The sequence below is a fragment of the Halonatronum saccharophilum DSM 13868 genome (assembly GCF_000517025.1).
Taxonomy (GTDB): domain Bacteria; phylum Bacillota; class Halanaerobiia; order Halobacteroidales; family Halobacteroidaceae; genus Halonatronum; species Halonatronum saccharophilum.
Map to the genome: position 1 here is coordinate 559,176 of NZ_KI912097.1, position 14,320 is coordinate 573,495.

9 protein-coding genes and 2 pseudogenes are annotated in these 14,320 nt (G+C 32.7%); 10 read left to right on the forward strand and 1 reads right to left on the reverse strand.

Annotated features, from left to right (window positions below):
* Positions 1 to 129 precede the first annotated feature (129 nt).
* Positions 130 to 1,323, forward strand: coding sequence for a NupC/NupG family nucleoside CNT transporter (locus HALSAC_RS0113980; RefSeq protein ID WP_027340792.1), 1,194 nt, complete (start codon positions 130 to 132; stop codon positions 1,321 to 1,323).
* Positions 1,324 to 1,552: 229 nt separating this feature from the next.
* Positions 1,553 to 1,942: pseudogene (locus tag HALSAC_RS17770) on the forward strand (cytidine deaminase).
* Between the two features lie 423 nt (positions 1,943 to 2,365).
* On the opposite strand, the pseudogene HALSAC_RS17885 reads toward HALSAC_RS17770, so the two are convergent.
* Positions 2,366 to 2,506, reverse strand: a pseudogene (locus HALSAC_RS17885) (transposase); the annotation flags it as partial.
* Between the two features lie 947 nt (positions 2,507 to 3,453).
* Between HALSAC_RS17885 and HALSAC_RS0113995 the strand changes: the two are divergent.
* The 8 genes from HALSAC_RS0113995 to HALSAC_RS16110 all read left to right on the forward strand — a co-directional run.
* Positions 3,454 to 6,429: a 5'-nucleotidase C-terminal domain-containing protein gene (locus tag HALSAC_RS0113995; RefSeq protein WP_027340793.1), complete on the forward strand. Its 2,976-nt coding sequence runs from the start codon at positions 3,454 to 3,456 to the stop codon at positions 6,427 to 6,429.
* A gap of 128 nt (positions 6,430 to 6,557) precedes the next feature.
* A complete protein-coding gene (locus HALSAC_RS16095) occupies positions 6,558 to 7,679 on the forward strand; it encodes a YibE/F family protein (protein ID WP_051412245.1) in 1,122 nt (373 codons plus the stop codon).
* A 24-nt stretch (positions 7,680 to 7,703) separates the two neighbouring features.
* Positions 7,704 to 7,913 (forward strand): hypothetical protein, encoded by a 210-nt coding sequence (locus HALSAC_RS0114005; protein WP_027340794.1) that lies wholly within the window; start codon positions 7,704 to 7,706, stop codon positions 7,911 to 7,913.
* 453 nt (positions 7,914 to 8,366) lie between these two features.
* Complete coding sequence (locus HALSAC_RS16100) at positions 8,367 to 10,295, forward strand: bifunctional 2',3'-cyclic-nucleotide 2'-phosphodiesterase/3'-nucleotidase (RefSeq protein WP_051412246.1); 1,929 nt, start codon at positions 8,367 to 8,369, stop codon at positions 10,293 to 10,295.
* Between the two features lie 530 nt (positions 10,296 to 10,825).
* Complete coding sequence (fsa, locus tag HALSAC_RS0114015) at positions 10,826 to 11,461, forward strand: fructose-6-phosphate aldolase (RefSeq protein ID WP_027340795.1); 636 nt, start codon at positions 10,826 to 10,828, stop codon at positions 11,459 to 11,461.
* A 41-nt stretch (positions 11,462 to 11,502) separates the two neighbouring features.
* Complete coding sequence (locus tag HALSAC_RS0114020) at positions 11,503 to 11,892, forward strand: cytidine deaminase (protein ID WP_027340796.1); 390 nt, start codon at positions 11,503 to 11,505, stop codon at positions 11,890 to 11,892.
* An 87-nt stretch (positions 11,893 to 11,979) separates the two neighbouring features.
* Positions 11,980 to 13,518 (forward strand): methyl-accepting chemotaxis protein, encoded by a 1,539-nt coding sequence (locus HALSAC_RS16690; protein ID WP_051412247.1) that lies wholly within the window; start codon positions 11,980 to 11,982, stop codon positions 13,516 to 13,518.
* Positions 13,519 to 13,814: 296 nt separating this feature from the next.
* The coding region (locus tag HALSAC_RS16110) for a metallophosphoesterase (RefSeq protein WP_035571939.1) at positions 13,815 to 14,320 on the forward strand (506 nt) is incomplete at its 3' end.

A 14,320-nucleotide genomic window follows, 5' to 3' on the forward strand; every position in this document is an offset into this window, starting at 1 on the left:
AATATAATAGTTATTGTGCTTTAAAGAACTTTATATCTTAAATATAGTCAGAAGATTGCGCCTAATAATCAATAACTATTAATAACCCTTTTTAAAATAATTAAATTAACAGAGAGGGGTTATTAAAAAATGAGTAGATTAGTTGGATTTTTAGGATTATTCGTATTTTTAGGAATAGCTTATTTATTATCAGAGGATAAGAAGGCTGTTAATAAGAGGACTGTAGCTGGTGGAATCATATTACAACTTGTATTTGCTTTTATTATTCTTGGAACTTCAGTTGGTAGGAATCTTTTTCAATGGACGAGTGATTTCATTGCAACTATTTTAGAATTTGCATCAGCAGGTGCTGAATTTGTATTTGGAGAAGCTTTAATGGGGGTAGGGTTTAGCTTTGCTATGATGGTATTACCTACAATCATCTTCTTCTCATCTTTGATGTCTGTTCTATATTACCTAGGAATTATCCAAAAGGTAGTAGAAGGAATGGCTAAAGTTATGAAGAAGGCTATGGGATTAAGTGGTGCTGAGTCTTTATCAGCAGCAGCTAATGTTTTTGTTGGTCAAACCGAAGCTCCTTTAGTTGTTAAGAAGTATATACCAACAATGACCAGATCTGAAGTTATGGCTATGATGACTGGTGGTATGGCTACAGTAGCTGGTGGTGTTTTAGCTGGATTTGTTGGTATGGGAATTGACCCAGGTTATCTTCTAGCAGCAAGTATAATGTCTGCTCCAGCATCTTTAGTTATGGCTAAGATAATGATACCAGAGACTGAAGAATCAGTAACTGCTGGTGGTGTAGATATCGATATTGAAGTTGATAGCGCTAATGTTATTGATGCAGCAGCAGCAGGAGCTAGTGAAGGTATGACACTTGCTTTAAATGTAGCAGCTATGTTAATTGCTTTTGTAGCTTTAATTGCTTTAATTAACTATCCATTAAGCTTAGTTGGGACTAGTTTAGAAGCTATATTAGGATATGTATTCTCTCCATTGGCTTATCTAATGGGAGCTAGTTGGGCTGAAGCTACTGAGTTAGGAACTCTATTAGGTCAAAAGATGGCTATTAATGAGTTTGTTGCTTATGCTACATTATCAGAATTTATTGCTGAAGAAGCTCTATCGCCTAAGGGCCAAATGATTGCTACTTTCGCTTTATGTGGATTCGCTAACTTCGCTTCAATTGCAATTCAAATTGGAGGTATTGGCCCACTAGCAGGAAAGAATAAGCAAATGGTTGCTTCATTAGGTGTTAAAGCTCTAATTGCTGGTACTTTAGCAACTTATACTACAGCTACTATTGCTGGTATCTTTATGTAATAATTTGAGTAACACCATTCTAATTAAAATATACTTCAATAATGTATTTTATATTAGGCTTTTAATAAGAAAGACTATAAGACTATAAGAGAAAGAGGACCTATATAGCTTTTTAAAAGCAGTAGGTTCTCTTTTTGATATCAAGTAAAAAGATGTAAAATAAAGACTTAATTAAAAAAGAAGGAAGATTTAGTAGGGTTTATTTAGATTATTCTACTGAACATAAATTATGCAAGAGAAATTGATTGAGAAAGTAAAGGGAGCTAGAGAGATTGCTTATGTGCCTTACTCTAATTTTAAGGTAGGTGTTGCTTTATTGACAGAGGAGGGTGATATCTATATAGGTTGTAATCTAGAAAATTGATCTCATAGGCTGACCAACTGTGCTGAAAGAACAGCTATTTTTAAAACTATATCAGAAGGGAAGAAGAATTTTAAGACTATTGCCATTATAGCAGATACAGAAAGAGCTTGTTCTCTTTGTGGAGCCTGTTGACAGGTTATCTTAGAATTTGGGGAGGATATAGAAGTTATTATGGCTAATTTGAAGAGTGATGTAGTCACCAAGAGTTCAAGTGAATTACTATTGGGTGGCTTTACTAACGAGGACTTTGACTAAAGTGTAGGACATTTCATATTATTTAATATAATTATCCTTTCAAGGTTTAATAAAGTTAAGCTGATAATTTCAAAGAACTATAGTTATGTTAGACTATTAGTCGCCAGATTACTGGTAAGTAGTCGTCTAACAGAAAAAAGAGTATCTGTTTTTGGGGGAATAGAAGTATTTGAAACCTTAAGGTATTAAAGTTAATAAACTAGAGAGAATCATTATAATTTGGGTCTCTGTTAATTGTTGTGCAAAAAAATCTTGTTCAAATTAATTAATCATATAGAATTTTTAATGTACCTTAACTTAAGTCATATTCTTCTAAGTGAACTTATTTATTATAACAATTCCTACCTCACCCTAATCCCTACGGGGAATAAACTTCAATTCCCCTTCGTACAAAACCCGCCTCTTCTGCTCTAGGAGAGGGGACTAGGGGGTGAGGTATGAAGCTTTGATTAACTTACTATTAGAAACTCTTTGATACCATTGGTTTAATGCAGCTGTTGCTTCATCTATATTATCTAATTTTAAGAAGTCTCTAAACTCTTCTTTGAGTTTCCAAGTTCTTTTAGTTTTGAACTTAGCTTAAATAAAGCTAGTAGCTTATTATGTTCTTCATCTTTTAAATATTCACCACTAAACTAGTCGATTTAGCATTTTTTAAGTTAGATGTTTTTTCTTCAATCATTGGACTTGCTTGTTTTTTTACTGCATTATCAATATGAAAATATAAATAGAATGATTAGAAGATTTTTATCTAAGGGATCTAGTTTTAAAGATTTAACAAGAAATATAGTGAAAAAGATACAAAAGTTTATAATTAAATATCCCTCTGGAATATTTAATTATAAAACAGCAAATGAATTATTTGAGACAAGGTGATTTTAAAGGTGCAGAAGGTACAGGTGAATAATAAATCGTGCATTTTAACTTGTAAATCACCTAAAAAATCTTGAAATCAGAACTAAGCTATGTTATAATTAGATTATAATATAAATAAGACTAAAAGAAAAGGTACAAGTGTTTAATTTTTTCTATTAATCGTCAGACGTCTGTCTGGAAAATTTTCAAAGTTACATAGCTTTTATTAATAGAGAGTCCAATAAGTTAGCAGTTTTTTATAAGAAGGAAATAATGAGAAGATGTTCTTTGAAAATTTAAAACTATTATAAGTCATAAGAAAATAAGTTATAAGATAATAAATATAAGTAGATAAGAGTATAAGGATTTATTACAACCATCAAAGGGGGTAGTAAATCCTTTTATTTTTTTCAGAATTCGTCAGACGTCTATCAACATTTAACACTTGGGTTTGATAATGTTAGAGGATCCAAGATTGTGTAAATAGCGACTTACATATAATAGCTTTTAAAGAAAGTTATCTAGCGATTAGTAGTAAGTCGCTCTATACTCTTTTTAAGGGGGGAGGAAGACAAGAAGGTAAAGAAGCTGATTGTTATTATTTAAGAATTTATCTTTTATCAACTAGGGAACTTAAAAATTAAAGGAGGTTTTTTATGAAATCGTTATTTAAGCGCAATAGGTTGTTAGTCTTATCTATATTACTTATAGGAGCATTGGTCTTAGTAGGTTGTAGTAATAGTGATAATGATTCTGTTACTCCAGACCCATATACTGTTTCTGGTCAGATTGTAGATGTTGACGGGAATGGTGTAGAAGGAGTAACATTAAATTTCAGTAATATTGATGCAACAGCAATAACTGATGAAGAAGGAAATTGGACTAAGACAGACCTAACAGGTCAAGTTACTATTACTCCTGTCAAAGAAGGGTTTGTATTTAATCCTAATAATAAGACTGTAGATAATGCTCAAGATGACATAGTATTTGAAATAAGAGAAGAAGATTCTGTTTATGAAGTTGTATTCTTACACACTAATGATGAGCATGGTGTACTTGAAAACTTCGGTAAAATAGCTTGGCAGAAGCAACAATTTGAAAAAGAATATGATGATGTCTTTCTAGTTAGTGGTGGAGATATGTTTAGTGGAACTCCAATTGTAGATGAGTATGTAATAAATGAAGAGAATTTAAGAGGAAAACCAATGACTGAACTTATGAATATGGCTGCTTATGATGCAGTAGTAATAGGAAACCATGAATTTGATTATGGTCAACAGAGAGTACAGGATTCTATAGATTCTACTGACTATCCATGGATTTTAGCTAATATAGAGGTTGATGAAAATGTAGCAACTATGACTCAACCTGATCCGTATGTAATTTTAGAAACTAGCTTTGGAGCAGAGGTTGCGCTTTTAGGTTTAGTTCAAGTTTCAAGTAGTACTGGATACCCATCTACTTTGATTGACAATTTATATGGATTAAACTTCCCTGATCCTGTTGATACAGCTCTTAATTATACTTATTTAAGAGAGCAAAGTGATATCTTTGTAGGTTTAACCCATATGGGACATGGTTGGGAACAAAGCTTAGCTGAAGAGATGGGAGAACTTGATTTAATTATTGGTGGTCACTCTCATACTGTTGTTGATCCACCTGCTGAAGTAAATGATGTTTTAATTGCCCAAGCTGGTGATGATACAAGATACCTAGGTAAAATAGTTGTAACTGTAGACGCAGCTACTCATGAAGTTATTGGTCGTCGTGGTGAGTTAATTGATACTGCTACTATTAAGGGTACAATTGATGAAGTAGAAGATAAGATTGCTTACTTTGAAGGTCAAGTTGAAGATATCTTTAATAGAGAGATCAATTACCTTGAAACTTCTATTAGTGGTAGGGAAGCTTTAGGAAGCTTAATGACCGATGCTATTACTGAATCTACAATTGTAGCAAGTGCATATGATGATAATATTGATTTTGCCTTCCAAAATGGTGGTGGAATTAGAGTTGGTAGTTTAGATGCAGGACCTTTAACTGTTGGTGAAATTTTCGAGTTAGAGCCATTTGGTAATCATGTAATTGTTTTCGAGATGACAGCTGAGGATATAAGATCATTAGTTGAGTTCTCTTACAACCGACGTGGTAGTATAGATTTGAGAGTTTCGGGATTACATTATGAGGTTAAAATAAACCAGCTTGGAGCAGGAGTAGGAGCTAACCTATATGATTATGATGGTAATGAATTAGGTGAAGATAAGGTTTATAATGTTGCTTTAACTCAATATGTTGCTACCGCTTACGAATATACTAGTCAAAATGACGGAGTAGACACTTATATTAGAGCTAATGATGCTATAATTAGCTTTCTTGAAAATGATATTAGTAGAGAAGAATTAAATACAAGGTATGAAGATGTAAATCGAGTTAGTACTGTGATAGTTGAAGGTACTGATGGTGGAACTGAAATTGCGGAAACCACTGTCCCATTAACAACTGAAGGAAGTAGGGATGGTTCTGTTTCAGCAGGAAACTTATTTGCTGATGCAGCTAGAGAAGAGTTAGGTGTTGATATTGGAATTTATCCAGCAGATCAATTTGTAGATAATTCTACAATTGATAGTGGGACAATTTATAAAGAAGCATTAGGTCCACTTCTTTATGATAGTTTTAGATTTGATAATAATGTAGTAATTGCTACATTAGATGGAGAGAACCTTGAAGAAATGATATTGAATCAAGCTGATAGTAACTTCCCGTCAGTAACTCAGATTTCAGGTGCAGAGTATACAGTTATAACTAATTCGTATGATACGGCACATGAGATTAAAGTTTATATTAATGGTGAGCGAGTTAAGGCAGATGGAGAATATACTATTGCTATTAATGATTTTAGATGGAATCATTACAGTAATGGTGTGGAAGTAATTAAATTTGAGACTAGTGAGCGAACAGAAGAGGAAATTTTGGTAGATTATTTAAAGAATGTTCAAATGGTTGGAGAAGGGCTAGAAGAAGATAGAATTACGATAGAGGTGGATAAAAATCTAGATCCACAAGATGAAATTGCTACTACAGAAGTTGACATTACAACTGTTGGAATGCAAGAAGGTTCAATTACTGCAGGTAATTTATTAATGGATGCATTTGTTACTCAAATTGAAGAAGCTGAAATAGCACTTTATTCTTTAGGGGATTTAGAGGAAGGTGCTACTATTGAAGCAGGACCAATCTATGAAGAGTTATTAGATAATATTGCTTTTGAATATACTAATAATGTTACTGTAGTGGCCTTAACTGCAGATGAAATAAGAAATATTATTCAAACAAGATATGAATCAAACCATGATGGGCCAAACCAAGTATCTGGTATGAAGTATACGATTAACAATGATGGAGAGGTTACATTAGATATTGATGTTGAAAAAGATTATTATAATGTTGCTCTAAATTCCTTTATCTGGGATAGAGCTGGATGGGGCGGTTATGCAGGTATTGTAGATAGAGATGATGTTGAGGTTATAGTTGAAGAGACATCTCGTACAGAAAGAGAGATCTTAATCGATCATCTTAAGGAACTTGGAACTGTAACTGATGAGGTTGAAGAAGAAAGAATTACTATTCAGTAATTAAATATTTAAATGAGCAGTCTATCTTTAGGCTGCTTATTTTTCAAATTAGTAATAGAAAAAATCTATAAAGGGCTTTAGCCTAAAGAGTTAAAAGTAAAGATTAGCATAATCTAAGGAGGAAGAGTGTGTTTTCTAAAATTATAAAATGGATATTTTTAATTGCTATTATAATCTTAATATCATTTGGAGCCCAAAATTTCATTCCAGAGTTTGAGCATGGATCGCATTATCAAGATCATGAATATTTTAGAGGTGAAGTTTTGGAGGTTGAAAATCGTACTACTAGAACATCAATTAGTCAGCGGGCTAAAGTAAAGGTAACAAGCGGAAGTTATCAAGGAGATAAGGTTTATGTAACAAATCAGTACAGAGAAAATAGCAGACATGCTGATGTTAAATTAGAAGAAGGAACTAGAGTATTGATGTACTCTTTTTATCAAAGAGAAGATAGAAATGTTGTGTTACATGATATAGTCCGAGATGAAGGGTTACTTTGGGCAGGAATTATTCTAGGGATAGCCTTACTAGCAATTGGTAAGATTAAAGGTTTAAAAACAATTATTACTTTAGTTATAACATGGTATATAATAGTCAAAATAATGTTACCAATGATTTTAGCTGGGTGGTCACCTATACCAGTAGCTACTGGTAGTGCCTTAATCATTATTGCTTTAACTTTAATAATAATAGATGGTGTAAGCCCCAAAACTATAGCTGCATTTATTGGTACTGGAGTTGGAGTTTCAGTTGCTGGTTTAATAGCTTATTATATAGGACAAATTACTCAGATAACTGGTCTTACTGATGAATTACAAATGTTGACAATGGCAAGAGGAGCATTTAGTGCAAGAGAAGGGACGATTAATATAAGTGGATTATTCTATACTGGGATTATCATTGGTTCATTGGGGGCAATAGTTGATGTGGGGATGTCAATTGCTTCTAGTGCTACTCAGTTTAAAAAAGCCAATCCTGATATTAGTTTTCAAGAACTGATGTTCCATTCATTAGAGGTAGGAAGAGATATAATGGGGACTATGTCAAACACTCTAATTTTAGCTTATGTTGGAGGATCCTTACCTATGTTATTGTTACTTTTATACCAGAACTTTAGTTGGGTTAGGATAGTTAATATGGATTATGTGGCAGCAGAAATTTTAAATGGGATTGCTGGTTCACTTGGATTAGTGGTAGCAATACCTGTGACCTCAGTAATAGCTAGTTTATTATTAGGTAGGAAAAATTAAAATTTTTAAATCAAGGAGATGCTTATGAAAGTAATAGTTAATGAGGAAGAAGTAATTATTTTCCAAAGAGCACATTTAAAAGATGTTATTAGAAAGTATTCCTTGAAAGATTACAAAGAGATAGTAAGGGGGAACAAATATGTTGTAGATATGTATGGGAATCAGGTAATGTTAAGTGGAGCAGTATCTGAAGGAGAGTCTTTTACTATTATTGATAAAGCTGATGAAAAATAAACTATTGGTGAAATTAAAATTCAGATAAATAGGAAACATTTTAGATATACGATAGAGTTATCAATCAGCAGGAAATTTTAACCAAAGTATTATTATTCACCCTATGAATAATAAAAACTGATTAAATCCACAAAAATCATTAAAATAAATTCTATTTTATGTTATAATTTAGCAGTGGTTAGAGATGACAAGAGTATAATATTTCCACAAGAAGATTTTTTAATCCTTGTCGTTAGACATCTGACCCAGAAATTATTAATTTACATCAATAATAAATATAAGATTATAAGTACATTAAGAAGCTTATTGAAATCAATAAGGGAGTAATAGCTACATTAAAACTCCTTTGAAAGAATTATTGGAGATATTAATATTTGAGTTTAAGCTTAAATATTAGTATAAATTAAAAATAGGTTATTAACCTAAACTTTAAAAAAATAAAGGGGGAAAATTATGAAGATCAAAAGAAATTTTAGTAAGTTATTTATTTTTACGCTGGCAGTGGTCTTGACATTTTCTATGGTTGTACTAGCGGAAGCTAGAGCAAGTGATATTCACGAATTAGTGATTATGGGTACTACAGATGTTCACTCTTATATCATGCCTTATGATTATCTAAATGATAGTGAGGTTGATCATTTTGGATTGGTACAAACTGCTACATTAATTGACCAAACAAGGGCAAATAATGACAATACTTTATTATTTGATGCTGGTGATTTAATTCAAGGTAGCTTATTGGCTAATATAGAGGCTGTAGTAAATCCGATTCAAGAGGGACAAGTACATGCAACAATCAATGCTATGAATATGATCGGATATGACGCTACAATCTTAGGAAACCATGAGTTTAACTTTGGTTTAGATTTTTTAGATAGAGCTTATAGTGATGCGGAATTCCCAGTAGTAAATGCTAACGTTTATGAAGCTGGAACTGATAATAATTACTTCACTCCTTACCAAATTCTAGATCGTGAAGTTGATGGCCAAGAGATCAAGGTTGGAGTTATCGGTTTTGCTCCACCACAAATTATGATCTGGGATAGACTTCACTTAGAAGGAAAAGTAGAAGCTAGAGAGATAGCAGAAACAGCCCAGAAGTTCGTACCACAGATGAGAGCTGAAGGAGCAGATATTATTATTGCTGTTGCTCATACAGGAATAGATCCAAGTGATGATGCAAGTGAGAATGCTGCTTATCATTTAGCTCAAGTTGAAGGTGTCGATGCAATGTTATTAGGACATGAGCACAGAAGATTCCCAAGTACAGATTATGAAGGTATACCTGGGGTAGATATTGAGAGAGGAACGATTCATGGTGTTCCTGCAGTAATGCCAGGATCATGGGGTAGTCACTTAGGTGCTATCAACTTAAGTCTTACTAATAACAATGGTGCATGGGAGATTGTAGATGCTAGATCTGAAGTAATGGGTGTTGAAGGAAGAGAAGGAACAGATCAAGCTATTGTTGAAGCTACAGAAAATAAGCATCAAGAAACATTGGATTTTGTAAGAGGAGATGTTGGAGAGACTTTCACAAGTCTTAATACATTCTTCTCAAGAGTTACAGATAACTTAACAACTCAATTAGTTAATGATGCTCAATTATGGTTTGCTGAGACTCACTTTGAAGGTAGTGAGTATGCTGACTTACCAATTCTTTCAGCAGCAGCACCATTTAAAGCTGGACGTCATGGAGCAAGCTACTACACAGACGTTACTGCAGGTGGTATATCAGTTGGAGACGTTGCAGAGATCTATATCTATGACAATACTTTACAAGTTGTTAAGGTAGATGGAGATGAATTAAGAGGTTGGTTAGAGAGAGCAGCAGATAACTTCAATCAAATTGATCCATCTGAAACTGAAGATCAAGTACTATTAGATTATGGATTTAGAGGGTTTAACTTTGAGCATATTGAAGGAGTTGAGTATCAAATTGATGTAACTCAGCCTTCAGGAGAGCGTATTGTAAATCTAACTTACGATGGCGAAGCAGTAACTTCAGATATGGAATTTTTAGTAGTTACAAATAATTATAGAGCTTCTGGTGGTGGAGACCACTTAGTTGATGCTAATGTTGTTTATACAGGAACTGAAGTGAATAGAGAAGTAGTTATTGATTATATTAGAGAATCTGGTGGAGCTGATCCACAATTGACACATAATTGGTCAATCTTACCTGTAGAGACTGAAGGAAGAGTGGTATTTAGATCTTCTCCAGATGGAGCAGACAATATGACTGATTTCGAATCAGCTCGTATTAATCATATAGGTTCAGAGGATGACTGGGGCCTTTATGAATATGACCTAAGCTATGAAGAAAGTTCTTCTGGTTTATTTAATAGAATTAGATCTTTCTTTAGTAATTTATTTAGCTAAAATACTTCTATGAGGTTCTTGTTTAGACCTTTTAAAGAACTGTTATAATAAAATAAGCAGTCGATCTTTTCGGCTGCTTATTCTTTAATTAGTGTAGTCGATTTTTTAATATAACATAGTAATTATAAATAATCAATTAAAAGAGTTTTAGCTTAAATATTAAAAATTATAATCAATACTTATAATATGATTTCTAAAATGATAAGGTTAGCATTTTATATTGCAATTTTCATATTATAGTTTTAGCTAGAAAAACGTTGTATTAAGGCTTTTTATATGTTATAATTAAAAGTGTACTTAAAATAGAGTTAGGTATTTTTTTAACAAGAATCATCAGACGTCTGACAATTCTTGTTGTTATGTATTCTTTTGTGACTATCAAGAGAATACATATAAAATTTAATCTAATCTTTTAATAGATATTAATAACCTAAACTCAGTTAAATTTAAGTTTAGGAATATTTTTTAATATGAATGGAAAAATATCTAAATAAGAATAGATTATAATAAAATTATAAGGAGGGTAAAGAATGAAGTTTTTTATTGATACTGCAAATTTAGATCAGATTAGAGAGGCTTCAACATTAGGTGTGATTGATGGTGTTACTACCAATCCTAGCCTAGTAGCTAAAGAGGGTGATGTTGATTTTCACCAGAGAATTAAGGAGATTTGTGAATTAATTGAGGGGCCAGTCAGTGCTGAGGTAATTAGTCTTGATACTGAAGGGATGCTTAAAGAAGCAAGAGAGTTAGCTAAGTTAGCTTCTAATGTAGTTGTTAAGATCCCTATGACCGTTGAAGGTTTAAAAGCAGTTAAAACATTAAGTAAAGAAGGTATAAAGACAAATGTAACTTTGGTATTTTCACCTAATCAAGCCTTGCTTGCTGCTAAAGCAGGAGCAACCTATATTAGCCCTTTTGTTGGGCGTTTAGAGGATCGAGCCCATGAAGGAATGGCGCTAATTGAAGAGATAGCTATTATCTTGGATAATTATGGGTTGGAGAGTGAGATTATAGTTGCTAGTATTAGAAGTCCACGCCATGTAAAAGAAGCTGCTTTGATTGGAGCAGATATTGCAACTATTCCTTTTGCAGTTATTGAAAAGATGTCAAAACATCCATTGACTGATATTGGTATTGAGAAGTTCTTAAGGGATTGGAATTGATTTAAGACCGAATTAATTTATACTAACAAGGGGTGATTTAGATGCAAAAAAAATTAATTGAAATGGCTAAAAAAGCTAGGGAAAGAGCATATGTACCTTATTCTAAATTTAAGGTAGGGGCAGCCTTATTAACAGAAGATGGAGAAATTTATACTGGCTGTAATGTAGAAAATTCATCCTATGGATTGAGTAATTGTGCCGAAAGGACTGCTATTTTTAAGGCTGTATCTGAAGGTCATAAAGAATTTAAAACTATTGCTATTGTAGCAGATACAAAGAGAGCCTGTCCTCCTTGTGGTGCTTGCCGTCAAGTAATAGTAGAGTTTGGCAAGGATATAAAGGTTATTATGGTCAACCTTGAAGGTGAGATAATATCTAAGACTTCAGGAGAGTTATTATGGGGAGCTTTCTCTAATGAGGATTTAAGATAAAAGATTATATTTGTTTGATTAAATCCTCATCTTCTATAACCAATTTTAATAATAAGTATTAGATTAGGAATAAAGGGGTGAGGAATAATGCTTCATTTAGATTTAACTTCATTAAAAGCTAAAATTAATATAATTATTTTAATCATACTATTAATCTCACTATCAGTTACAGTATTTATAATTGGAGGACTTACTTTAAAGCAGTTTATTCTTTTATCTTCTCTAATGATTATCTCTTTAACTTTAATATCCTTAGCTTTAGAGAAGATTATCTTTAAGAGGCTATCTATAATTGATTTAGCGCTTAAAAGAGTTGCAATGGGGGATTTGACTGTTAATTTAAAGGAGAAAGATGGGGGTAATTATAAAGAGATAAGAGAGAGTATAAATACAATTGTTAAAGAGCAAAAAGGTATATTGCTAAAGGTATTAAATGAGATAAAGGAGTTATCACATTGTAGTGAAGAGCTCTCTCTTTCTGCCCAAGAAGGAAGCAAAAATATAAGTAATACAAATAAATGTATAAATGAGATGTCAGCAAGTATTGAAGAGGTATCAGCAAGTATAGAAGAGGTAAGTAGCTTTGCTCAAGAAACAAGTTCTCAAACTCAACTTGGGAGCCAAAATATTAGAAAAACAATTGCTAGTATAGAAGGGGTTAATGATATAGTAGAAGATACAGTATCTATAATCAATAAGTTGGATAATGACGCAAAGGATATTGGTGAAATTGTAGAGTTGATCAGTAATATAGCTAAGCAGACAAATCTGTTGGCTCTAAATGCAGCCATTGAAGCTGCTAGAGCAGGAGAAAAGGGGAAAGGATTTGCTGTTGTAGCAGATGAGATTAGGGCATTGGCGGAAGAGACGGCTAGTGCTACAAGTAATATTGAACAATTAATAAGTGGGACACAAAAAAGTTCTAAAGCAGCATTATCCTCCATTGAGGATGTTGATATTAAAGCAAAAGAAGGTAAAAAGATAGCTCAAGATACAGAGAATATATTTATGGATATTAAGAGTAATATTGAAGAGACCACTTCAAAGGTTGAAGAAATCTCTATATCCAGCCAGTATCTATCTGAAAATAGTAATGAGATAGTTCAATCATCAAACCAGGTAACTAATATGTCTAAGGGGATATCAAACACCTCTGATGATTTATCTCATATGAGCAAAAGTTTAAAGGGTTTAATAGAGCCTAAAATGGCTGAAAGTTTGAAGGCTAAATTTAATCTAGGGCGTGAGATATTGAATGAAGAGATTCCAGGTGAGTGGTCATTGCAAGGTTCCAAATTATATAAGGGTGACACTTTGATAAATGGAAACTTTGAGATAGTTGATTATATTGGTGAAGCAACAGGGGCTATAAATACTATTTTTGCTCGCTATACCAGTGTTGCTACCAACCTTATAATAGATGGTGAGAGAGCATCAGGAAATTCGGGCAAGGATGAGATAACAACAATGGTCTTAGAAGAGGGTAAGAAGTATTTTGGTAAGGCAGATATATTGGGTGAGATGCACCAAACTGCATACGAAGCAATCAGAAATGAGGCAGGAGATAATATAGGTATTTGGTTTATGTCTTTTCCAGAAGAAGACTCTTCTAATATTTTCATTTGATAGAATTGATTAAAAAGGGATAAAAGCTTGTATTTATCTGAATTATATGCTATTATTTAAGTGTGGTAAAAAAATTATAAGTTTTAGTGTAAATATAAAAGATGTTTTTTTACCATTTGTTGTTAGACGTCTGACTCTGTTGTCTGAACATAATAAGTATAAGAATATAAAAACATAAGGAGCTTATTACAACTACTAAGGGGTAATGAGTGATTTAAATTCCTCTTAAGAAGGTTGATGTGAACTAATATTTATTTAAAAATTTATATTCACAAAAAAATTAAAGGGGGAAGAAGATGAAAATTAAAAGAAATTTTAGTAAGTTATTTATTTTTACGTTGGCAGTGGTCTTGACATTTTCTATGGTTGTACTAGCGGAAGCTAGAGCAAGTGATATTCACGAATTAGTGATTATGGGTACTACAGATGTTCACTCTTATATCATGCCTTATGATTATCTAAATGATAGTGAGGTTGATCATTTTGGATTGGTACAAACTGCTACATTAATTGACCAAACAAGGGCAAATAATGACAATACTTTATTATTTGATGCTGGTGATTTAATTCAAGGTAGCTTATTGGCTAATATAGAGGCTGTAGTAAATCCGATTCAAGAGGGACAAGTACATGCAACAATTAATGCTATGAATATGATCGGATATGACGCTACAATCTTAGGAAACCATGAGTTTAACTTTGGTTTAGATTTTTTAGATAGAGCTTATAGTGATGCGGAATTCCCAGTAGTAAATGCTAACGTTTATGAAGCTGGAACTGATAATAATTACTTCACTCCTTA

Coding starts and splice junctions, on each gene's coding strand:
- HALSAC_RS16690 (WP_051412247.1), top strand. CDS start 11,980: ATGCTTCATTTAGATTTAACTTCATTAAAAGCTAAAATTAATATAATT.
- HALSAC_RS0113995 (WP_027340793.1), top strand. CDS start 3,454: ATGAAATCGTTATTTAAGCGCAATAGGTTGTTAGTCTTATCTATATTA.
- HALSAC_RS16100 (WP_051412246.1), top strand. CDS start 8,367: ATGAAGATCAAAAGAAATTTTAGTAAGTTATTTATTTTTACGCTGGCA.
- HALSAC_RS0113980 (WP_027340792.1), top strand. CDS start 130: ATGAGTAGATTAGTTGGATTTTTAGGATTATTCGTATTTTTAGGAATA.
- fsa (WP_027340795.1), top strand. CDS start 10,826: ATGAAGTTTTTTATTGATACTGCAAATTTAGATCAGATTAGAGAGGCT.
- HALSAC_RS0114020 (WP_027340796.1), top strand. CDS start 11,503: ATGCAAAAAAAATTAATTGAAATGGCTAAAAAAGCTAGGGAAAGAGCA.
- HALSAC_RS0114005 (WP_027340794.1), top strand. CDS start 7,704: ATGAAAGTAATAGTTAATGAGGAAGAAGTAATTATTTTCCAAAGAGCA.